The sequence below is a fragment of the Acidobacteriota bacterium genome (assembly GCA_016195325.1).
Taxonomy (GTDB): Bacteria; Acidobacteriota; Polarisedimenticolia; order JACPZX01; family JACPZX01; genus JACPZX01.
In genome coordinates this window covers 42,410-63,206 of record JACPZX010000030.1, presented here as the reverse complement: position 1 = coordinate 63,206, position 20,797 = coordinate 42,410, and the positions used below count along the sequence as shown (strand labels likewise).

At 71.0% G+C, this 20,797-nt stretch carries 19 protein-coding genes and 1 pseudogene; 8 read left to right on the top strand and 12 right to left on the bottom strand.

Annotated elements, in window-relative coordinates:
* Positions 1-20: 20 nt before the first annotated feature.
* The 3 genes from HY049_07225 to HY049_07215 are packed head-to-tail and all read left to right on the top strand — an operon-like array spanning position 21 to position 3,230.
* Positions 21-2,162 (top strand): thioredoxin domain-containing protein, encoded by a 2,142-nt coding sequence (locus tag HY049_07225; protein MBI3448689.1) that lies wholly within the window; start codon positions 21-23, stop codon positions 2,160-2,162.
* Between the two features lie 53 nt (positions 2,163-2,215).
* Positions 2,216-2,689 (top strand): CBS domain-containing protein, encoded by a 474-nt coding sequence (locus tag HY049_07220; protein ID MBI3448688.1) that lies wholly within the window; start codon positions 2,216-2,218, stop codon positions 2,687-2,689.
* A gap of 1 nt (position 2,690) precedes the next feature.
* The gene (locus HY049_07215) at positions 2,691-3,230 is read left to right on the top strand and encodes a CBS domain-containing protein (protein MBI3448687.1); all 540 of its coding nucleotides are present in this window, start codon (positions 2,691-2,693) and stop codon (positions 3,228-3,230) included.
* On the opposite strand, the gene HY049_07210 is transcribed toward HY049_07215, so the two are convergent.
* Positions 3,184-3,927 carry an alanyl-tRNA editing protein gene (locus HY049_07210; GenBank protein MBI3448686.1) on the bottom strand — a complete coding sequence of 248 codons (744 nt, stop codon included), beginning with the start codon at positions 3,925-3,927 and terminating at the stop codon, positions 3,184-3,186. The two genes, HY049_07215 and HY049_07210, sit on opposite strands and share 47 nt — an antisense overlap.
* Positions 3,928-4,054: 127 nt before the next feature.
* Between HY049_07210 and lysF the strand changes: the two genes are divergently transcribed.
* On the top strand, positions 4,055-6,031 hold the full coding sequence (gene lysF, locus HY049_07205) for a homoaconitase (protein MBI3448685.1): 1,977 nt from the start codon (positions 4,055-4,057) through the stop codon (positions 6,029-6,031).
* 94 nt (positions 6,032-6,125) lie between these two features.
* Complete coding sequence (locus HY049_07200) at positions 6,126-6,536, top strand: hypothetical protein (GenBank protein MBI3448684.1); 411 nt, start codon at positions 6,126-6,128, stop codon at positions 6,534-6,536.
* Here the strand turns inward: HY049_07200 and HY049_07195 are convergent.
* From HY049_07195 to HY049_07145, 11 genes are all read right to left on the bottom strand, one after another.
* Positions 6,519-7,118 carry a GNAT family N-acetyltransferase gene (locus HY049_07195; protein ID MBI3448683.1) on the bottom strand — a complete coding sequence of 200 codons (600 nt, stop codon included), beginning with the start codon at positions 7,116-7,118 and terminating at the stop codon, positions 6,519-6,521. The two genes, HY049_07200 and HY049_07195, sit on opposite strands and share 18 nt — an antisense overlap.
* A gap of 12 nt (positions 7,119-7,130) precedes the next feature.
* The gene (locus HY049_07190; GenBank protein ID MBI3448682.1) at positions 7,131-9,710 is read right to left on the bottom strand and encodes a lantibiotic dehydratase; all 2,580 of its coding nucleotides are present in this window, start codon (positions 9,708-9,710) and stop codon (positions 7,131-7,133) included.
* Complete coding sequence (locus tag HY049_07185) at positions 9,707-10,567, bottom strand: hypothetical protein (GenBank protein ID MBI3448681.1); 861 nt, start codon at positions 10,565-10,567, stop codon at positions 9,707-9,709. The genes HY049_07190 and HY049_07185 overlap by 4 nt, the downstream gene beginning before the upstream one ends.
* Positions 10,568-10,659: 92 nt before the next feature.
* The gene (locus HY049_07180; GenBank protein MBI3448680.1) at positions 10,660-10,803 is read right to left on the bottom strand and encodes a hypothetical protein; all 144 of its coding nucleotides are present in this window, start codon (positions 10,801-10,803) and stop codon (positions 10,660-10,662) included.
* A 117-nt stretch (positions 10,804-10,920) separates the two neighbouring features.
* On the bottom strand, positions 10,921-11,064 hold the full coding sequence (locus tag HY049_07175; GenBank protein ID MBI3448679.1) for a hypothetical protein: 144 nt from the start codon (positions 11,062-11,064) through the stop codon (positions 10,921-10,923).
* 111 nt (positions 11,065-11,175) lie between these two features.
* Positions 11,176-11,799, bottom strand: a complete 624-nt coding sequence (locus HY049_07170; GenBank protein MBI3448678.1) for a hypothetical protein — start codon at positions 11,797-11,799, stop codon at positions 11,176-11,178.
* Complete coding sequence (locus HY049_07165; GenBank protein ID MBI3448677.1) at positions 11,796-13,529, bottom strand: propionyl-CoA carboxylase; 1,734 nt, start codon at positions 13,527-13,529, stop codon at positions 11,796-11,798. The genes HY049_07170 and HY049_07165 overlap by 4 nt, the downstream gene beginning before the upstream one ends.
* Positions 13,517-14,896: an acetyl-CoA carboxylase biotin carboxylase subunit gene (gene accC / locus HY049_07160; protein MBI3448676.1), complete on the bottom strand. Its 1,380-nt coding sequence runs from the start codon at positions 14,894-14,896 to the stop codon at positions 13,517-13,519. Before accC ends, HY049_07165 begins: the two co-directional genes overlap by 13 nt.
* 15 nt (positions 14,897-14,911) lie before the next feature.
* Positions 14,912-16,834: a PD40 domain-containing protein gene (locus tag HY049_07155; protein MBI3448675.1), complete on the bottom strand. Its 1,923-nt coding sequence runs from the start codon at positions 16,832-16,834 to the stop codon at positions 14,912-14,914.
* Positions 16,827-17,723, bottom strand: coding sequence for an ABC transporter ATP-binding protein (locus HY049_07150; protein ID MBI3448674.1), 897 nt, complete (start codon positions 17,721-17,723; stop codon positions 16,827-16,829). Before HY049_07150 ends, HY049_07155 begins: the two co-directional genes overlap by 8 nt.
* Positions 17,724-17,725: 2 nt before the next feature.
* Positions 17,726-18,133 (bottom strand): GntR family transcriptional regulator, encoded by a 408-nt coding sequence (locus HY049_07145; GenBank protein ID MBI3448673.1) that lies wholly within the window; start codon positions 18,131-18,133, stop codon positions 17,726-17,728.
* A 104-nt stretch (positions 18,134-18,237) separates the two neighbouring features.
* Between HY049_07145 and HY049_07140 the strand changes: the two genes are divergently transcribed.
* The 3 genes and pseudogenes from HY049_07140 to HY049_07130 all read left to right on the top strand — a co-directional run bounded on the left by HY049_07140 (position 18,238) and on the right by HY049_07130 (position 20,797).
* The gene (locus tag HY049_07140) at positions 18,238-19,599 is read left to right on the top strand and encodes a DUF1446 domain-containing protein (GenBank protein MBI3448672.1); all 1,362 of its coding nucleotides are present in this window, start codon (positions 18,238-18,240) and stop codon (positions 19,597-19,599) included.
* 11 nt (positions 19,600-19,610) lie between these two features.
* Positions 19,611-19,925, top strand: a pseudogene (locus tag HY049_07135) (hypothetical protein).
* Between the two features lie 80 nt (positions 19,926-20,005).
* A complete protein-coding gene (locus tag HY049_07130; protein MBI3448671.1) occupies positions 20,006-20,797 on the top strand; it encodes an enoyl-CoA hydratase/isomerase family protein in 792 nt (263 codons plus the stop codon).

Below are 20,797 nucleotides of genomic sequence, written 5' to 3'. Positions count from 1 at the left end.
CCTCGCCGGAGACGACCGCAGTGACCGACACGAAAAAACCGGCTCCCCCCACGGCCCGCAAGGCGAACCGCCTCGCGCGCGAGAAATCGCCGTACCTCCTCCAGCACGCCTTCAACCCCGTCGACTGGTATCCGTGGGGAGAGGAGGCCTTCCGGACCGCCCGCGAGAAGGGCCGGCCGATCTTTCTCTCCATCGGCTACTCGACGTGCCACTGGTGCCACGTGATGGAGCGCGAGTCGTTCGAGAACGAGGAGGTGGCCGCGTACCTCAACGAGAACTTCGTCGCCATCAAGGTCGATCGCGAGGAGCGTCCCGACGTCGACGCGATCTACATGAGCGCGGTCCAGGCGATGACGGGGAGCGGCGGGTGGCCACTGTCGGTCTTCCTCGCGCACGACCTGAAGCCCTTCTACGGCGGGACGTACTTCCCGCCGGACGATCGCTTCGGCCGCCCCGGCTTTCTGTCGCTCCTCCATCGCCTGCGGGGAGTGTGGGACACCCAGGCCGACAAGATCGGCGCGTCGGGAGCGCAGATCCTCGCCGCGCTCGAGCGCGAGCCGAGGAAAGGGGCCGCCCCCGAGCTCGGCCGGGACACGCTCGCCCGCGGGCGCGATCTCCTCGCCGGCGGATTCGATCCGCAGCACGGCGGCTTCTCCGGCCCGCCGAAGTTCCCGCGCGCCCACGAGATCAGCTTTCTCCTGAGGCAGCTCCGGCGCGCTCCGGACGACACGACGCTCGGCATGATCACGACGACGCTCGACGCGATGGCGGACGGCGGCATCCACGATCAGCTCGGCGGCGGATTCCATCGCTACTCGACCGACGCGCTGTGGCTCGTGCCGCACTTCGAGAAGATGCTCTACGACCAGGCCCTTCTCTCTCGCGCCTACCTCGAGGCCCACCTCGTGACCGGACGCGCCGCCTACGCGGGGGTGGCCCGGGACATCTTCACGTACGTCCTGCGCGATCTCAGGGACGCGCGCGGGGGGTTTCACTCGGCGGAGGACGCCGACAGCGAGGGGGAGGAGGGGCTCTTCTACGTCTTCAAGCCGGCGGAGATCCGGGCGCTCCTCGGCGCCGACGCCGCGAAGGCGTTCGGCGCCTACTACGGCGTGACCGACCGCGGGAACTTCGAGGGAGGGGCCAGCATCCTCCACGTCGATCGCACGGTGGCTCAGGCCGGCTCGGCGATTGGCGCCGACCCGGCGGCCGTCGAGAGGATTCTCGCCGACGGGAGGCGGAAGCTCCTCGCGGCCCGCGGCAAGCGCGTGCGGCCCCACCTCGACGACAAGGTTCTCACGGACTGGAACGGCATGATGATCTCCTCGCTCGCCTACGGATCCACGGTGCTCGACGACCCGGCCTACGCGCGCGCGGCGGCCGAGGCGGCCGATTTCGTGCTCGCGTCGCTCCAGCGCGACGGGCGCCTCCTGCACCGTTACCGCGACGGCTCGTCGGACATCCCCGCCTTCCTCGACGACTACGCCTGCTTCGGGCAGGGGCTTCTCGACCTCTACGAGGCGACGCTCGATCCGCGCTGGCTCGCCGAGTCGCAGCGGCTGGCGCGCGACATGATCCGCCTCTTCAGGGACGACGCCGACGGGGCGCTCACGCTCGTGGGGCGCGACGGCGAAAAGCTCATCGTGGCGACGAAGGAGATCTACGACGGCGCGCAGCCCTCCGGGAACTCGGTGGCGGCGCTGTGGCTCCTGAAGCTCGCCGATCTCACGGCCGACTCCGACCTCGAGGCCCGTGCGCGGGAGATCGTCCGCGCCTTCGCGGCCGACGTGACCCGCTACCCGGCGGGGTACCCCTACTTCCTGATGGCCCTCGATTTCGCGGTCGGTCCGACGCGCGAGATCGTGATCGCGGGGGAGAGGGGCGCGCCGGAGACGAAGGCGATGCTCGCCGCGATCCGGAAGCGCTTCCTGCCGGACGCGGTGGTCGCGCTGCACGAGCCGGGGGCGGCCGGCGCGGCGCTCGAGGCGCTGGTCCCGTTCGTGAAGGCGCAGGCCCCCCTCGGCGGGAAGAGCGCGGCCTACGTCTGCCGCGACCACGCGTGCGAGCGGCCGACGGCCGACCTCTCGAAGCTCGAGGCGCTTCTCGACGCGCCCGCGCCGGGAGGCGACGCGCCTGCGCAGAAAGGCCAGAAGAAACGCTGACCGGACCGCGGATCTCACGTATAATGCGGCGCGCTCTGACGAGGGGGTGACCCGTGACCCGGACCCTCGACGAAATCCTTCCCCGACTCCTCATCCGCGACCTGCCGCTCGCCGAACCCATCGTCGTTCGAGTCGGAACGCCGGTGCGCGAGGTGATCGCGGCGATGCAGCGGGCGTCGCGGCCGTGCGCGCTGATCTGCGAGGGTTCGCGCGTCGCCGGGATCTTCACCGAGCGGGACATCGTGAACCGCCTGAATCTCGCCGCGGTCGACGGGGCGGCCCGCATCGAGACGGTCATGACGCCCCGGCCGAGAACGCTCACGCCGGACGATCGCGTCCTCGACGCGATCCGCCTCATGACCCGCGAGGGGTATCGGCACATCCCGCTGGTCCATTCCGACGGAGGCGACCCGGGGCTCCTGTCGGCCCGGGACGTCGTGGTCTACATCGCCGAGCACTTCCCGACCGAGGTGCTGAACCTCCCGCCGCGCCTCCACCAGACGCTTCACCGGATGGACGGAGGCTGAGATGGCCGTGATCTGTCCCGGGTGCGAGTTCGAGAACGTCGCAGGCGACGAGCTCTGCGCCGGTTGCGGCCAGGACCTCCTCGACGCCGGCGTGCCCAGCCCGCGCGGCGGGATGCAGGGCCGCATCCTCTCGGACCCCCTCAGCGCCCTGCGCCCGGTGGCGCCGATCGTCGTGGCGCCCGACGCCTCCGCCGCCGAGGCCCTGCGCCTGATGAAGGAGCGGCGCCACGGAAGCGTCCTCGTCGTCGAGGGTGGGGTGCTCGCCGGGATCTTCACCGAGCGCGACGTGCTCCTGAAGCTGGCGGGCCGGGATCTCGATCCGGCCACGGTCAAGGTCGGTGCGCTCATGACGGCGGCGCCCGCGGCGCTGCACGAGGACGACCCGCTCGCGTACGCGATCCATCTCATGGCCGTGCGCGGCGTCCGCCACGTTCCGATCGTTCGCGAAGGCCGCCCGGTGGGTCTCGTGTCGATTCGCGGCGTGCTGGCCTACCTCACGGAGTCGGCTGAGGCCCCGGCTCGGGAGCCAGCTCGATCCTGAGCCGCTTGTTCACGCGCCCCTTGCTCTCGTGCCCCACCAGCGTGACGGCTCCGATCTCGCTCGTCACGGCCACGTGCGTCCCACCGTCCGCCTGAAGGTCGAGCCCGACGATCTCGACCACGCGGATCTTCGTGATCCCCTCGGGGAGGAGGTTCACCTTCGTGCGGATGAGATCCGGAATCGCGAGCGCCTCCTCGCGCGGCAGGATCGCGACCCGGACGGGGCGGGCGGCGGCCACCTCGGCGTTGATCCGGCGCTCGATCTCGTTCGCGATGTCGAGCGTCAGCCCCTCGAACTCGAAGTCGAGCCGGCCCGCGAGCGGCTTCATGTCGCCGCCCGTGACCTGCTTCTTGAAATCGCGGAAGACGACGGCGCTCATCACGTGGAGCGCGGTGTGCGTGCGCATCAGCGCGTGCCGGCGCTGCCAGTCGAGATGGCCGAGGACGCGCGCGCCGATGGGAAGCGGAATCCCGAGGATGGTGTGCCACGTGACCCCCTCCGCGCGGCGCACCTCGGTGACCGCGTGGACCTGCCCGCTGTGGATGAGCGCCCCCCGGTCGCACGGCTGGCCGCCGCCTCCGGGATAGAACGCCGTTCGATCCAGGGCGATGTTCTGCCCCTCCTGGGCCACGACCCGCGCGCCGAACTCGCGAAGGTAGGCGTCGGTGTCGTACAGGATCTCGGTCTCGTCGGCCATCCGCGCATTCTCCCACATCGCGGCGGCCGGTGCGGATTGACTCTCCGCGCCACCGGGCCGAAGATCGGGCGACCGACTCCATCGGCCCCCCGGCTCGCGGGCGGGCCCCTCCTGGGAGCGCGACGACATGGGGAAGAACTCGGCCGCTGGCCAGACGCTGCTCGAGAAGATCACGGAGGGCTACGCGGCCGGGTGGCCCGCCGATCGCCGGGTGAGAGCGAACGACTTCGTCACGATCCGCCCGAAGCACGTCATGACGCACGACAACACCGGGGCGGTCATCCCGAAGTTCGTGTCGATGTTCGACGGCCGGCCCCCGAAGGTCTTCGATCCGTCGCAGCCGGTCCTCGCGATCGATCACGACATCCAGAACACGACTCCCGAAAACCTCGGCAAGTACGCGAAGATCGAGGCGTTCGCGAGGGCGAACGGCCTCGCCTTCTTCCCGCCGGGGACGGGGATCGCGCACCAGATCATGGCGGAGGAGTGCTTCGCCCTCCCGGGCACCTTCGTCGTCGGCTCCGATTCGCATTCCAACCTGTACGGCGCTCTCGCGTGCGCGGGCACCCCCGTGGTCCGCACCGACGCCGCGGCGATCTGGGCGACGGGGAGGACGTGGTGGCAGGTCCCGGAGTCGGTGCGGGTGACGCTCACGGGCGCGCTCCAGCCCGGAGTCGTCGGCAAGGACGTCATCATCGCGCTGTGCGGCCTCTTCAAGGACGACGACGTCCTCAACGCCTCGGTGGAGTTCGCCGGCCCGGGCGTCGCCGGCCTGTCGATGGACCAGCGCATGACGATCGCGAACATGACGACCGAGTGGGGGGCTCTCCTCGGCATCTTCCCGTACGACGCCGTCACGCGGCGGTACCTGCTGTCGCGCGCGAGGCGCTTCGCCGAGCGCGGGGACGCCGCCCCGCGGATGACCCCCGCTCTCCTCGAGAGGATGGAGCCGGGATTCCCGGCCGCGGACGAGGATGCCTTCTACGCGCGCGAGGCGACGCTCGATCTCGGAAGCGTCGTCCCGCACGTCGCCGGCCCGAATGAGGTGAAGGTGATCACCCCCCTCCCGGAGATCGAGAGGCGGAAGGTCGCCGTGCAGAAGGCGTACCTCCTCTCGTGCGTGAACAGCCGCCTCGAGGACATCGCGGCGGCCGCGCGGGTCGTGAAGGGACGGAAGATCGCGCCGACCGTGAAGATGTACCTCGCCGCCGCGTCGGCGGACGTCGAGCGGCAGGCGCGAGCCCAGGGGTTCTGGGACGATCTCGTGACGGCCGGGGCCATCCCGCTGCCTTCGGGGTGCGGACCCTGCATCGGCCTCGGCACCGGCGTCCTCGAGCCCGGCGAAGTCGCCATCTCGGCGACGAACAGGAACTTCAAGGGGCGCATGGGCGCGCGCGACTCGCAGGCGTACCTCGCCAGCCCCGAGGTGGTCGCGGCCTCGGCGCTCGCGGGTTACATCGCCTCGCCGTCGCCGTACGCGAGCACGAAGCTCGTCGGGGAAATTCGCAGCGTGCCCGCGCCCGCGGCGGCGCCCGGCGCCGTCGAGATCCTTCCCGGATTTCCGCGCGAGATCCGCGGCGAGCTCCTCTTCTGCGACAAGGACAACCTCAACACCGACGGCATCTTCGGCAAGGACTTCACGTACGTGGACAACATGCCTCCGGCCGTCATGGGGACGAAGGCGATGCTCAACTACGACCCTAAGTTCCAGGAGATCGCGCGCGACGGCGACATCCTCGTGGCGGGGTGGAACTTCGGCTCGGGCTCTTCCCGCGAGCAGGCGGCGACGGCGCTCAAGTACCGGGGGCTTCGCATGATCGTCGCCGGGAGCTACTCGCAGACGTACAAGCGCAACGCCTTCAACAACGGGTACGTCGTGATCGAGTGCCCCCCGCTTGTCACCCTCCTCCGCGCGCGCTTCGCCGCGCTGAAGCAGCCCACCGTCCGCACCTCGCTCGCGGCGCGCGTGGACTTCTCGGCCTCCCGCATCGAGGCGGACGGGAAGACTTTTCCCTTCTCGCCGCTCGGCGACGTGGCGCAGCGCCTCGTCGTCGCCGGCGGTTTCGAATCGCTCCTTAGACAGGAGATTCGGGAGAGGACCTGACGGATGCGGCGGGTGTCGGGATCTTCCGCCTGACGGAAACCCTTGACCCACGCGGCTTTCGGCGTAACGTTACGGGTCCGGGGGGGAGGGCGAGATGGCAGACCGGAACACGACGCTTGCCGAGTACATCGAGGACGTCGCCATTCGCACGGGAGCCCGGGGAGATTTCATCGAGAAGATTGGCTTCATCTTCTCGTCGAGAGGGATCTCCCTCAGCGAGCCTGCCGGCGCCTACGCCTCGATCGTCGAGGAGACGTTCCTCCTGGATGAGACGCGACGCATGAGCGACGAGGGCTCGTTCGATCTCCTCGACCTCTTCTCGCTCGACAAGGATCTCGCGCGCGGCTACCTCCACCAGCAGGTGGAGCGGCTGCTCGGGCCGCAGGAGACGATGGACCACCTCTTCAGGCGCGGGGCGTCGGACGCGCCCGCCTGCGAGACGATCGTGAGCGCCGCGCACAACGGCAACGTCTACATCTTTCCGGGGTCACGCCAGTCGCACTGATCCGCGCGGCGCCGGCTTACGCATCATCCGCCGCATGATGGGGCGCGCCTCGCTCCGGCGCGCGACCTCGGTGAATCCGGCCTTCCGGAAGGCGGCCGCGAGGCCGATGAAGGCGAAGACGTCCGGCATCGCCCCCTTCCGGGGCTCGACCGGATATCCTTCGACGATCCTCGCGCCCCCCTTCTTTGCGTGCGCCGCCGCGGCCTCGATGAGCTTCACGGTGAGCCCCTTCCGGCGGAAGGGCTTCGCGACGAAGAAACAGGTGATCGACCAGACCGGCTGCTCATCCACCGGCTTCAGGATGCGCGATCGCTCGAGCGCGGAGAGCGCCGCCCGGGGCGCCACGGCGCACCAGCCGACGGCCCGGTCCCCCGAGTAGGCGAGGACGCCGGGGGCCTCGCCGCCCCTCACGATCTTCCGCATCGCGCGGCGGTTTCCCTCCCCCTGCCCCTTCACCCACGCGGGCCGGGTGAGCCGCCAGAACATGCACCAGCATCCCGCGCACGCCCCCCTCGGCCCGAACAGATCCTCGAAATCTCCGAGGCGATCGGGTGTCAACGGGTGAAACGCGAACGCGGCCATCGCCGTCGCCTCCTAGAGGCCCTTCGGCCCCTGCATCTGCACGAGGAACTCCGAAGCGTAGTGTCCCCGCGCGTCCGCGATCCACAGATCGCCGGGCCCCGGGAGCATCTCGGTGACGTGGAGGGTCGGGGCGGGCCGCTCCGGGATCCTCGCGCTCGATCGTCTCAGCAGGTCGACGAAGAGCGGCGCGTCGAGATCGAGGTAGCGGGGCTTCGGCTCGTCGGTGGTGTGAGCGAAGACGTGGCGCGGCAGAGAGTGGCGGCGCTTCCAGCGCGCGACCTCGAGGAAGTACTCGTCGTCCCGGACCACCGCCCCCTCGCGCGTTCCCCCGGGCCACTCGCCGGGGCGGAAGACCCACTTCTCCCGGAAGAGGACGACGCGCCCGCACGTCAGGCGCGGCCAGCGCGTGATCCCCGGCGCATCGAAGCCGGGGAAGTGGCCGACGGGCTGGATCCCCTGGTAGCCGATGTCGACCATGAACGAGGTGATGCCCACGGGGTTCACGCCGCTGCTGATCACCGGGATGATCTCCGAGTCGAGCGCGATGGACCTCAGGACGAACCGCCGCACCGAGGTGCTGAAGCGGACCACGAGATCGTTGAGCGGGATCGCGATCGAGCCCGGCGAGGCCCTCTCGCCCGGCATCTCGATCTCGTGGCGGAAGAGCGGCAGGCGCAGCCCCGCGTTCGCCGTGCGCGCGTGGTGGTTGTACGTCACCTCGGCGACGATCGCCCCGTCGCGGGCGACGCACGACCACGCCTCGCGGAGCTCGCGGACGATCGGGTTCTCGTCGATCGGGACCCCGCCGCCGTGCAGCCACGCGAAGCGCGCCTGGGCGAGGCCGGCGCCGTTGAGAACCGCGCTGAGGGCGATGCGGTGGCGCCCCTCGTCGATCGCCGCCGCGTCGGCCGCGGCGATCTGGAAGAGCACCCCGGCCGACCACCGGGGCTCGGGAACTCCCGCGAGCAGCGCCTCGAGCCGCGCAGGGTCGAGGGCCAGCTCCTCCCCCGGAGCTTCGGCGGCGCGCGCCGTCATCAGGTCCCGGAGCGCGCGCATCAGGCGTGAGGCCCGCGCGACGTCGCTCCCGGCAGGGGCCGTCTCGGCCGGATCGGGGAAGGCGGCGGGACGATCCCCTTCCTTCGGCTCCACGAAGCCACGGTACAGCTCGAGAAAGGGGACGTCGGCGTCGGGCGGGTGCTTCCTGAGGAAGTCCCGCTCGAAGGCCCCCTCATAGTTGCGCGCCGGGTAAAGGGTGGCGAAGATCCGGGCGTACAGGCGCATGGGCGCGTCGAGATCTTCGAGGAGCCCCCGCGGCAGCCTCAGGCTCAGCCCCGAGACGGCATCGACCCGGAAGACCTCGTCGCGCGAGAGGGGGCGGTTGTGGGGCAACCCCTCGAGCGACTCGACGAGGGCGTCCATCGTCGCGGCGCGCTCCGCCGGCCGGCGGAGCGGAAGAGAGTCGACGGCGTCCTCGATCCGGAGAAGCTCGGGGAGCCACGGAGGAGCGCCCCCCCGCGCGGCAACCGCGGCGGCCAGCTCGCGGAGCGGCCTGCGCTCGTTGTACGGGATCTCGATCTCGGCGACGAGGATCCCGCGATCGACGAGCCCCTGGAGGAATCTCTCGAGATCGGCGGCGGGGATCCCCTCGCGGGCGCGGACCACCTCGACGAGATCGGGAAGGCTCCGCGTCCCCTCGCGCGCCTCCTCGAGGAAGAGCCGCATCACGGGATGGTCCTTCACCCGGCAGAGAACCTCGTCCTCGGTCGGGTTCCGCGACGAGGCGAACTTCCAGAACGTCCATGCCTCTCCGTCGCGCCGAAGGGTGCCGTTCGGGCGGGGGACGATGGCGCTCCGGATCCCGGGGTCGACGGCGAGACACGCCGTGATCTTGCCGGCCTCGAAGACGTTGAGGATGACGTCGAGGCGCGCGACCTCGGGGCGCCCCAGGATCTCGATCGGCCCCGGGGCGAACCGCGCCGGCGACGTCGCGCAGAAGAGGGCGTTGGGGCTCGTCTTGGTCGCGAAGCGCGCGACGTAGGCGATGGTCTTGGCGGCGGCGTGGCGCTCGTCGTGGCCCCACGCGCGGGCGTCGCGCCGCGCGAGCGCGCGCACGCGATCGACGAGCGATCGGCTCACGAGGCGGAGCCCTTCGTCGACCAGCGGATCCGCGGCGAGGCTCGCCAGGTGGCCGCGCGCGCGATGAAGCCCCTCCGTGTACGCCGCGCGGAAGGCGTCGAGGAGCTCCGCGAGGCGGCCGGTCGCCTCCGCCCGGGCGCGCACGCGCGCGGCGAGGGGCTCGGGGAGCGATGCGCCGGCGCTCGCGATGTCCGCATCGCGAATCGGCCGCCCGTTGTGGACGGCGCGCCGCAGCGCGATGAGGGCGTGGCGCTCTTTGGCCTTCCCCGGGCCGGCGTCGTCCTGCTTCACGCCGGCGGCCGAGCCGAGGGCCTCCGCGATCCCGGCCGCCTCCGTCGCGAGCGCCCCCTCGAGCGCCACGACACCGGCCGCGGCCTCGCGGGCGCCTGCCGCGCCGAACGGGGCCAGCGTCTCGAACGGGAGCGTGCAGACCCGGAGAAGGGCGGTCTCGGTCAAGCGCCTCCCTCCTCGCCCGGGAGGATGCGGTACATGAAGTACCTCAGGATCGCCTCGGAGGTGTTGACGATGCCGAGCCGGTTGCTGTGCGCCTGCGCCCAGAGCCACGCGAGGTTGACGGGATCCTGCGCGATCCGCCCGGCGGCGCATCCGTCGACCGCGGCGCGGGCCGCCGCGGCGACGCCGGCGCGCCACGCCGCCGCGATCCTCGCGGCGCCGGGGTCGCCCCATCGCTCCTCCTCCCCTCGGTCGGTGGACAGAAGCTCCCGCAGCGAGGGGCGCAGCGACTCGAACTTCTGGTCGAGGATCTCGCGATCCCCGGGCTTGAAGAGCCCCATGCTGAAGGCCCAGCGCCATCCGCGCTCGTAGAAGGCCCGGCGCTCCGCGAGATCGAGCTCGAACGCGTCGGCGAGGGAGTCCACGAGAAGAAGGCTGATCTCGCGCCGCGATCGTCTCAGCTCACCGCGGAACTCGGCCTCCATGAAATCGAGGCAGGCGAGCGAGTCGTGATGATCGAAGGCGCGCGCGAGCGCCTCCCCCTCCGCGCCGCCCAGGGCGCCGGCGTCCGGCTCGTCGCCTCCGTGCGCGAACACCGGCGCGCGCCCGACCAGCCCCTCGAGAGGGGAGAGCGCGGCCGCCACGACGGGCGCCGCGCGCGACGAGAGCCACGCCTCGCGGCCGGAGATCGAGATCTCGATCCGCCACGTCGGCTTGTTGAAGCGGCCCCAGGTGAACGCCGCAAGCGAGGGATCCCCCCGCAGCGCGCGCGCGGCGGGGGTGACGCCCTCACGGACGATCTCCTCCCACCGCTCCATGGGAGACTCGATCACCACGGAGAGCCGGGGTTCACCTGCCATGGGTGGGATTGGGAACGACTCGAGGGCTCGCGGAAGTAAGGGGGGAGGGGCCTTCAGGCCCCTCCCGCATCAATCGATTTCGGAGCTGGTTCCTAGACCTGCGAGTTCGTGGTGATGAAGCAGGCGCAGGTGCAGCGGCGGCTGGTCGACGACGACGTGCAACTGCCGGCGACTCTCTCGCGGCTCTCGATCTCCTCGACTTCCAGGTCCAGCGATGAAACAGGCTTCTCGTTCACGTCGGCCTCCTTCGCTTCTGCCCGATCGGATTCCGTCCGAGCACCGTGCCCGGCGCGGCTCGGGACGCGATCGAATACCACGAGCTCGCGCGGTGTGTCAATGAAAATCGGTTGCAGCTACGCCTCGGGCGTTCCCGTGAAAATGCAGCGGCACGTGCAGCGACGGCTCGTGGAGGACGACGTGCACGATCCGGCCGCGCGCTCGCGGCTCTCGATCTCCTCGATCTCGAGGTCGAGGGAAACAGGGATCTTCTCCTTCATGGATGCCTCCATTCGGGGCTTCCGCCGCGGGCCTCGCCAGCTCGAGCCGGCGCCGGGCCGGGGCGGTTGGGGATCGAATACCACCATGCGGCGCCGGCGTCAATGGAAAGTTCAGCGGACGACGAAGAGAACCTGGCCGTGGCGCACCTCCGAGGCGTCGGCGCCGCGGATCTCGACGACCTCCGCCTCCTCCGGGAGGCCCGCCCCGCCGTAGCCGATCGCGCTGAAGCACTTCATCGCCTCGATCAGCGCGAGGGTCTGGCCCGCGTGGACGCGGTCCCCGACCTCAACGTAGGCGGGATCCGAAGGGCGCGGGCGCCTGTAGAAGACGCCATCGGCCGGCGCCGGGATCGCGTGGCACCCGGGCGGGAGCGATTCAAGGGCGGCGGACCCGCGCGACGCGACGGCTCCACTCGTTGCGGGCGAGGCGCCCGGCTTTCCCGCGTCGATCGGCGCGAGCGTCAGGAGGGGCTGCCCGTACTCGACCGGGACCGCGTCCGCCCCGAATCCGTCCACCGCGAGGTGCGAGACGACCCCCGAGAGACCTTCCGGCACCCTCAGCTCCCGAGAGACTCCGAGGATCGTCACTCGCGCGAACGTCTCTCCCGGCGCGAGCATCCGTCCTGGTGGTGGGATTCCACGGAGGATGCCGACGGCGGGGGCGAGGAGGAGCGCATCGCCCCCCTCGACGCGGGCCGCGTCGACGAGCGCTGTGAGGGGATCGCGGCGGCTCATGACCCGGCCAGCACCGCGAGATCGTGCAGCGACCAGATCCTCGGGTTCTTGACGCGCCGGTGCCCGTAAGCCTGGTACGACATCTCCACGGCCGCGGCGAGGTAGTCGCGGATCTCCGGCATCGTCACGATCTCGTCGGTGTCCATCTGGCGCGCCGAGAGAACCGGGTCCATGTCCTGCGCGATGCGCGCCTCGACATCCTCCATCCCCTGGACGACGGCCGCGCGCTCCGCCGGGTCCTGCGTGACGATGTTGAAGCTCTCGTCGAGCTTCGTCCGGTAGGCCCCGATCGCGAGCGTGCGCCCCTCCATGACCGCGAGGCGCGTGAGGGGTGTCGAGATCTGGAGGACGGGGTCGTACGGCATCCCCGCCATGGCGTAGTAGCCCGCCCCCGACGCCTTCCGGAGGAGGACCGAGATCATCGGCGTCGAGTTCGTGGAGTTCGTGTAGATGAGGCTCGACCCGTAGCCGAGGAGGCCGAGGCGCTCCGCCTCCTCGCCGATGTCGAACCCCGAGATGTCGTGCATCCAGACGATCGGGATCCCGTCGTCGTTGCAGGCGCGCGAGAAGGCGGCGATCTTCGCGATCCCCTCGCGGTAGAGGATGCCGCCGGGGCGGCGCACCCCCTCGCGCTCCGGGTGCTCCTCGAGGGCGAGGTTGTTCGCGATGATCCCGGCGTAGAGGCCGCCGATCCTCCCGACGCCGCAGATCATCTCCAGGCCCACGTTCTTCAGGGTCTCCATGAAGAGCCCCGAATCGAGGAGGCGCGCCAGGACCTGCCGCATGTCGTACCCCATGCGGTGATCGGCCGGGAAGATCGCGTCGAGCTCCGCAGGGTCGAAGCGGGGGGGCTGCGCCTCCGCGTCGCGCCTGTAATAAGGAGCGGCCGTGCCGGGAAGCTTGAGGACCTCGGCGCGGATGCGGGCGAGGCATGTCGGATCGTCGGGGACGCGGTGATCCGCGCACGCCGAGATGTGGACGTGCACGTCGGGGCCGCCGATGTCGAGGCTCGTGACCTTCTGGGACTTCCCTCCCTTGATGAGGGCGGCGCCGGCGATGACCATGTACGCCTGCTCGGTCATGAAGACGACGTCGCTGATGATCGGCATGTAGCCGCCGCCGGCGATGCAGTCGCCGAAGACTCCCGCGATCTGGGGGACGCCGCCGGCCGAGAGCTTCGAGTTCATCTTGAAGATCGCGCCCGCGCCGGTCTTCCCCGGGAAGGTGCGCGCCTGCTCGGGAAGGTAGAGGCCCGAGCAGTCCACGAGGTAGACGACGGGCACGCGAAGCCGCAGGGCCATCTCCTGCGCCCGCTCGATCTTCTCGGGGGTGCGCGGCCACCACGAGCCCGACGCCACGGTGTTGTCGTTGGCGATGACGATCGTCCATCGTCCCTCGACTCTCACGAAGGCCGTGACGACCCCGGCGCCCGGCGATGGGCGCGCCGATTTCCCCTCCCCGAACTTGAGCCCGTAGTTCACCAGCGTGCCGACGGGAAGGACCGCCGTGCCCGCGTCCTTCAGCGCGTCGATCCGCTCCCACGTCGTGAGCTTCCCCTTCTCGTGGACGCGCGCCGCGTACTCGGCTCCCCATCCCGCCCGCACCTCGTCGCGCATCGACTGGAGCTTCGCGCGGAGCGCCTGCATGTTCGAGGCGTTCGCCTCGCGCGTGCGGGGGTCGAGGAAACGATCGAGCGGGTCGCCGATCGGCCGGAGGATCACCTTCGCCATGATTCCCCCTGCGGGGCGGCGAGGAGCCGCTCGACGAGCGTCACGTCGTACTCCCCGCGGATGAAGGCCGCGTCGCCGAGAACCTGGATGTGGAAGGGGACGGTGGTCGGCACCCCTTCGATGCGGGCGGCGGCGAGAGCGCGCGCCATCGCGCTCCGCGCGGCGTCGCGGCCGTCGCCCCAGGTGATCACCTTCCCGATCATGGAATCGTAAAAGGGAGGGATGGCGTATCCCGCCTCCGCGTGCGTCTCGATCCGGAGGCGCGTTCCCGCCGCGGCGGGGGAGGCGAGCTGGAAGACCTCGAGACGCCCCGGCGCGGGACGGAAGCCGGCGGCCGGATCTTCGGCGTTGATCCGGCATTCGATCGCGTGTCCCCGGACCTTCACGTCCTTCTGCGCAAACCCCAGCCGCTCGCCGGCGGCGATCCGGATCTGCTCCTTCACGATGTCGATCCCCGTGACCTCCTCGGTGACGGGGTGCTCCACCTGCACGCGCGCGTTCATCTCCATGAAGTGGAGACGGCCGTCGCGATCGCGCAGGAACTCGAGCGTGCCGGCGCCGGTGTACCCGGCGCTCTCGACGGCGCGGGCGGCGCGATCGCCGAGGCGCGCCCGCTCGCCGGCGTCGAGGGCGGGGCTCGGCGCCTCCTCGAGCAGCTTCTGGTGGTTGCGCTGGACGGAGCACTCGCGCTCGCCGAGATGAATCGCCTTCCCGTACGCATCCGCGAGGATCTGGATCTCGATGTGCCGGCCCCTCTCGATGAACTTCTCGAGGTAGAGGGCCGGATTGCCGAAGGCGGCCTCGGCCTCGCTCGAGGCCTCGGCGAAGAGCCGCCGGAGAGAGGCCTCGTCGTCGCAGCGCCGCATCCCGCGGCCGCCTCCGCCGGCGACAGCCTTGATCATGACCGGGTACCCCGCGCCGCGCGCGGCGGAGGCGGCCTCGTCGGCCGACGCGAGCGCCCCGGCAGACCCCGGGATGACCGGGACCCCCGCGGCGTCCATCGTGCGGCGCGCCTCGACCTTGTCGCCCATCCGCCGCATCGCCGCCGCCGTCGGGCCGATGAAGGTGATCCGGTGCGAGGCGCACCTCTCGGCGAAGAGGGCGTTCTCGGAGAGAAAGCCGTACCCGGGGTGGATCGCCTGGCAGCCGGTCTGCTCGGCCGCCTGGAGGACGGCGTCGGCGTTCAGGTACGACTCGGCGGCGCGCGGGCCGCCGATGCAGATGGCGCGATCGGCGGACTTCAAGTGGGGAGAGTCGGCGTCGGCCGTCGAGTGCACGGCGACCGTGCGGATCCCCATCTCGCGGCAGGCGCGGATCACGCGCGCGGCGATCTCCCCCCGGTTGGCGATGAGGATGCGGCCGAACATGCGCCGCATTCTAGTTCAGGGATAGATCTGGAGGCGCTGATCCGTCGTCGCGCTCAGGACGAAGACGGAGTCCGCCGCGAACGAGGACTCCTTCGTCGACTCCGCCAGCACCATCCGGTCCCTTCCGGCCCAGCCGACGAACCTCACGTTCTCGCCGAGATCGCGCGCGCCCCGCGCGTCGAGGACGTGATCGGTCGCCGCCACGTCGCGCATCCGGCGCGTCCTCACGAGGACGCTCTCGGCCGAAGGGGAGGCCTTGAGGAAGACGACCTCTCCGTCGGACGATCCGATCACGCGATCGGCGCCGCCCGCCCTCTCCCGGACGTGCACCGTCCCCCGGCGATCGCTTCCGAGAGATCCCGAGCACGTCGCGTAGGCGACGCGCTTTCCGTCGTCGGTCACGTCGGGCAGAGCGTGGCATCCGTTCTCGGTGAGAATTTCGACGCGGCCGGTCGCCGTGTCGATCAGCGCGAGCCGTCGCGCCTCCGAGCCGCGCCCGCCCGGAAGAATCACGACGGGGATGGTCTGCATCGCGCCGGAGCGTTCCGCGGCCAGGAGGGAGTACGTCGGCGCCTCCCCGTCGTAGACGACCCGCCACTTCTCCGTGTCGGTCCGCACCGCCTCGAAGGACGCCGTCGCGTCGTCGCTCCGGTACGCGATGAACAGGATCTCCTCGCTGGACGCCCAGCCCAGGAGGTAGACCTGGCTGGGGCGCGCTCCGGACAGGGGGATGCGCCGGATGTCGCGCGCGCGGTCGGTGCGGGCCACCTCGACCGCGCCGCCGGCGACGAAGGCGATCTGCGCGCCGTCGGGGGAGAATGCGAGGGCCGGGATCCCGAAGTTGGCCCACGGGCGAGGGATCGGCAGCTCCGACGCCACGAGCTCGTCCTCACGGCCGTCGACGGAGGCGATCCTGAGATCGACGGCATCCGAGCGAAGGCCGAGCGCCGAGCGGCTCGACAGATACGCGATCGACCGCCCGTCGGGAGAGAAGACGGGGGCGAAGGTCAGCCGTCCCGTCAGCCGCGTCATGCCGGCGGCGTCCGGGTGCAGGAGCCAGATCTCGGGGGAGGAGGGCATCGCCGGATCCTCCTTCGGCGTCGCCGTGGCCACGATCGCGTCCCCCTTCGGGCTCATCGAGATCGCAATCAGCGACGCCCCGGACGGGAGGAGCCGCATCCGGGCGTACGCAATCGGGATCGTGGCGATGCCCGCGGCGAAGAGGGCGAAGAGCGCCGCCGCGGCCGCGGATCGCGCGGTGAATCGCCCCCGGAGCGTCTCGCTCCGGGAGAAGACGAAGAGCGAGGCGACGAGGACCGCGCCGCTGATGGCGAGGAGCTCCGTCGCGAACCACTGGGGCTCGAGGCGGGGGAGGAGATCGAGCCTCGACCAGACGGCCACGACGACGGTGATGACGGCGGCCGAGGCCCCGAGGCCGGCCGCCGCCGCGGTCATCGCCCGGGGGAGGAAGGTGGAGAAGAAGACGGCGAAGGAGAAGAGCAGGAGGACCGCCGCGCCGTAGCCGAGCGCCACCGAGGCACTCCCCTGGAGCGCGCGCGTCATCCCCTCGAACCCTCCGAGGAGCAGCGCCAGGATCCATCCCGTCGCGACGACGAGCGTCGCCGAGAGGGCCGCGACGAGGACCTTGATCGCCCAGACGGTCGTGCGCGCGACCGGACGGGAGAGGAGGAACTCGAGCGTGCGATCCCCGATCTCGTTCGCGATCGTCGAGGCCCCCGCCGCGACGGCGAGGAGCGGCCAGAGGATCAGCGCGTTCGTGAAGAGGAGATCCCCGCCGAGCGTCGCGAGACTGCGTCCCCCGCGGGCCGAGGCGCTCCAGACGGCGATGAAGATCGGCCAGAGCGCCGCGAGGACGAGGCCGGCGACGACGAGCGGGCGCTGCTCGCGCCATTCCTTCCAGAAGAGCGCCTTAAGCATGTGCCGTCCCTCCCTTCACCGTCTCGACGAAGATCTCCTCGAGCGACAGATCGATCACCTCGACGCTCTCGGCTCCCGCGCCGAGGAGCTTCTCCCCGTGCCCCTCCCGGTATCCGCTGACCGTGATCAGCGCCTGGTGATGGTTGCGCTCCACGCGGACGATCCCGTCGAGGGGGAAGCTCTCCGGGATGCGCTCCGGGTAGACGGCGCGGAGCTTCTTGGTGCCGGCCTTCAGGTCGTCGAGGGAGGCCCGCGCGCGCAGCCTTCCCTCGTGGAGGATCGCGACCTCGTCGGCGACGCGCTCCATCTCGTGGAGCAGGTGGGTCGAGAAGAGGACCGTCCCCCCCTCGGCCTGCGTGTTCGCGATCACCGCCTCGAGGAACTCGCGGCGCACCACCGGATCGAGCCCGGAGGTCGGATCGTCGAGGATCAGGAGCTCGGGCCGCGGGGCGAGCGCGAGGACGAGGCCGACCTTCGCCTGCATTCCGCGCGAGAGGGCCCGCACGCGGCGATCTCCGGGGAGGCCGAGCTGCTTCAGGAGCTGCGACGCGAGATCGCGATCCCACGTCGGGTAGAAGGCGGCGTTGAAGCGCACCGCCTCCTCCACCGTCATCCAGCCGTAGCAGGCCGGATCCTCGGGGAGGTAGCCGACGCGGCGGCGCACCTCGAGGGAGCCGGCCACCGAGTCGAGGCCGAGGAGCGTGAGGCGTCCCGAGGTCGGCTGGAGGAGGTTCAGCAGCGTGCGGATCGTCGTCGTCTTGCCGGCCCCGTTCTGGCCGAGGAGGCCGAAGATCGATCCCCGGGGGACCTCGAGCGAGAGGTCCCGGACGGCGTCGTTCGATCCGAAGCTCTTGCTGAACTTCTCGATGACGATCGCGGGCGCTTCCATGCTCATCTCTCCTGTCCGCCGCGCGGGGCGCGCCGGGTGAACGAGCGGATCCGTTTCTCGACCATCGGCGGGACTTCCTCGAGCGGGACGTCGACGTGATGCGCCTCGACGAGGGCCCGGTCCACGGCGTGCTCCACGCGCCGGTACCGCTCCTCGCGCGACCAGCGCGGGGAGCCGCTCGCGACGAAGCTCCCCTGGCCGGCCCGCGTCTCGACGACGCCGTCGGCCTCGAGCACCTGGTAGGCCTTGGCCGCCGTGTTCCGGTTGACGCGGAGCGTGACGGCGAGATCGCGGACCGAGGGAAGGAGGTCGCCCGGCCGCAGCGCGCGCGAGGCGACGAGCGATCTCACCTGCTCGACGATCTGCGCGTAGATCGGCGTCGCGCTCGCCGGGTCGATCCTCAGGTTCATCGTCGCGTCTCCGGGTCCAACTGTCCTACTGACATAGGACACTATACGCCGGGGCGGAGGCGTGTCAAGGAGAATCTCCCCCGCCCCGCTATAATGGCCGGCCTATGGCGCGGGACACGGTGAGGATCGGCAACGGCCAGGGGTTCTGGGGAGATTCCGTGGACGCGCCCGTGAGGCTCGTCCGCGAGGGCCCTCTCGACTACCTGACGCTCGACTACCTGGCCGAGGTCACGATGTCGATCATGCAGAAGCTCAAGCGGCGCAACCCCGAGGCGGGGTACGCGAGCGACTTCGTCGAGCTGATCCGGCGCATCCTCCCCGAGATCCGCGAGAAGGGGATCCGCGTCGTCGCGAACGCCGGCGGCGTGAACCCGGCGGCGTGCCTCAAGGCGCTCTCGAAGGTGGCGCGCGAGGCCGGCGTCACGGGGATGAAGGTGGGGAGCGTGGCGGGTGACGACATCCTGCCACGCCTCGACGAGATCCTCGCCTCCGGGGTGCCGCTCGCCAACATGGACGACGGCCGGCCGCTCTCGGCGATCCGGCCGCGCGTGGAGGCGGCGAACGTCTACCTCTCGTCGTTCCCGATTGCCGAGGCCCTCGGCGGCGGCGCGCGCGTCGTCGTCACGGGGCGCTCGACCGATCCGGGGCTGACGCTCGGTCCCCTCATCCACGAGTTCGGGTGGAAGGCGGGGGACTGGGACCGCCTCGCGGCGGGGACCGTCGCCGGCCACATCCTCGAGTGCGGCGCGCAGTGCACCGGAGGCAACTACACGCGCTGGTGGGAGGTGAAGGGATGGGATCACCTCGGCTACCCCATCGCCGAGATGAAGGCCGACGGCACCTTCACGATCACGAAGCACGCGCGGACGGGGGGGCTCGTCACCGTCGACACCGTCTCCGAGCAGCTCGTGTACGAGATGGGAGACCCCGCCCGCTACATCACCCCCGACGTCGTCGCCGAGTTCTCGTCGATCCGGCTGAAGCCGGCGGGCCGCCATCGCGTGGCGGTGAGCGGCATCCGAGGCGCCGCCGCGACCGACACCTACAAGGTCTCGATCTCCTACCTCGACGGTTTCGCGGCCAACGGGCAGCTCACGATCAGCGGTCCGCGCGCGGCGGAGAAGGCGCGCGTCGCCGCCGACGCGCTGTGGGGCCGGCTCAAGCGGGCGGGGCTGAAGTTCGAGGAGAAGCTCACCGAGATCGTCGGCACGGGGGTTTGCCACGGCGCGGCCGCTCCCGACCCGGGCGATCACCCCGAGGTCGTGCTGCGCGTCGGCGTGAAGGATCACGACGAGAGGAAGGTCGATCGGTTCGGCAAGGAGCTCGCGCCCCTGGTGACCTCTGGTCCTCCGGGCGTCACGGGGTTCGCCGGAGGGCGTCCGAAGCCGCGCGAGGTCGTGGCCTTCTGGCCGGCGCTGATCCCGAAGGAACTGGTCAAGGCCGAAGTGCGGGTGGAGAGTCTCTGATGGCGGCGCGGATGAAGACGATGCGGCTTCACGCGATGGCGCACGCTCGATCGGGGGACAAGGGTGACGGGAGCAACGTCGGCCTCATCGCGTACGACGACGCCGGCTACGAGATCATCCGCCGCCAGGTCACCGCCGCGCGCGTCCGGGCCCACTTCGGCGGCGTCGTGAAGGGGAGGGTCGATCGCTACGAGGTGCCGAACCTCCGCGCCCTCAACTTCATCCTCCACGACTCGCTGGGCGGAGGCGGGAGCGGGAGTCTGAAGACCGACGCCCAGGGGAAGACGCACGGCATGGGGTTGCTGTCGATGGAGGTCACCGTCCCGGCGTCGTACGCGCCGGGGGGGGCGGGAGCCTCGGGGAACGAGCCTCCCGCGCGCGGGCCTTCCCGGCGGAAGGCCCGCCGATGACGTCGATCGCGGGGCTCCGGCACGTCTCCTTCGAGCTGCGAGAGGGAGGCATCGGCCTCCTCACGATCGATCGCCCCCCGGTGAACGCCCTCGGGCGCGAGCTGGTCGAGGATCTCAACACGGCCTGCGCCGCCCTCGAGAGTGGGTCCGACGTCCGCGCACTCGTCATCGCCGCGCGCGGGAAGGCCTTCTGCGCCGGCGCCGATCTCAAGGAGCGCCAGACGATGTCCGAGGACGACGTCCGCGCCTGGGTGCCGTACCTCTCCGGCACCTTCACGCGCCTGTCGATGCTGCCGATGCCCGCGGTCGCGGCGGTGCACGGCGTCGTCGCCGGGGGGGGCCTCGAGCTCGCGCTCGCGTGCGATCTGCGAGTCGCCGACGAGGGGGCGACTCTCGGCCTTCGCGAGGTGAGCCTCGGGATCATCCCGGGGGCCGGCGGGACGCAGCGGCTGCCGCGCGCCATCGGCGTCGCGCGCGCGAAGAAATGGATCTTCACCGCGCGCATGTTCTCCGCGGCCGAGGCGCTCGCCGACGGCGTCGTCGATCAGCTCGCCGCCCCCGGCGCGTCTCTCGAGGCGGCGCTGGCGCTCGCGATGGAGATCGCCGCGAACGGGCCCCTGGCGCTCCGCGCCGCCAAGCGGGCCGTCGATCGCGGGTGCGAGATGCCGATCGAGGAGGGGCTACGCGAGGAGACGGCCGCCTACGAATCGATCATCCCCACCCAGGATCGGGTCGAGGCGCTTCGAGCCTTCGTCGAGAAGAGGAAGCCGCAGTTCAAGGGGCGCTGA

Bases quoted from the DNA above. Each gene is read 5' to 3' on its own strand.
- HY049_07215 (MBI3448687.1), top strand. From the start codon at position 2,691: ATGGCCGTGATCTGTCCCGGGTGCGAGTTCGAGAACGTCGCAGGCGAC.
- HY049_07210 (MBI3448686.1), bottom strand. From the start codon at position 3,927: ATGGCCGACGAGACCGAGATCCTGTACGACACCGACGCCTACCTTCGC.
- lysF (MBI3448685.1), top strand. From the start codon at position 4,055: ATGGGGAAGAACTCGGCCGCTGGCCAGACGCTGCTCGAGAAGATCACG.
- HY049_07200 (MBI3448684.1), top strand. From the start codon at position 6,126: ATGGCAGACCGGAACACGACGCTTGCCGAGTACATCGAGGACGTCGCC.
- HY049_07195 (MBI3448683.1), bottom strand. From the start codon at position 7,118: ATGGCCGCGTTCGCGTTTCACCCGTTGACACCCGATCGCCTCGGAGAT.
- HY049_07185 (MBI3448681.1), bottom strand. From the start codon at position 10,567: ATGGCAGGTGAACCCCGGCTCTCCGTGGTGATCGAGTCTCCCATGGAG.
- HY049_07175 (MBI3448679.1), bottom strand. From the start codon at position 11,064: ATGAAGGAGAAGATCCCTGTTTCCCTCGACCTCGAGATCGAGGAGATC.
- HY049_07170 (MBI3448678.1), bottom strand. From the start codon at position 11,799: ATGAGCCGCCGCGATCCCCTCACAGCGCTCGTCGACGCGGCCCGCGTC.
- HY049_07165 (MBI3448677.1), bottom strand. From the start codon at position 13,529: ATGGCGAAGGTGATCCTCCGGCCGATCGGCGACCCGCTCGATCGTTTC.
- accC (MBI3448676.1), bottom strand. From the start codon at position 14,896: ATGTTCGGCCGCATCCTCATCGCCAACCGGGGGGAGATCGCCGCGCGC.
- HY049_07155 (MBI3448675.1), bottom strand. From the start codon at position 16,834: ATGCTTAAGGCGCTCTTCTGGAAGGAATGGCGCGAGCAGCGCCCGCTC.
- HY049_07150 (MBI3448674.1), bottom strand. From the start codon at position 17,723: ATGGAAGCGCCCGCGATCGTCATCGAGAAGTTCAGCAAGAGCTTCGGA.
- HY049_07145 (MBI3448673.1), bottom strand. From the start codon at position 18,133: ATGAACCTGAGGATCGACCCGGCGAGCGCGACGCCGATCTACGCGCAG.
- HY049_07140 (MBI3448672.1), top strand. From the start codon at position 18,238: ATGGCGCGGGACACGGTGAGGATCGGCAACGGCCAGGGGTTCTGGGGA.
- HY049_07130 (MBI3448671.1), top strand. From the start codon at position 20,006: ATGACGTCGATCGCGGGGCTCCGGCACGTCTCCTTCGAGCTGCGAGAG.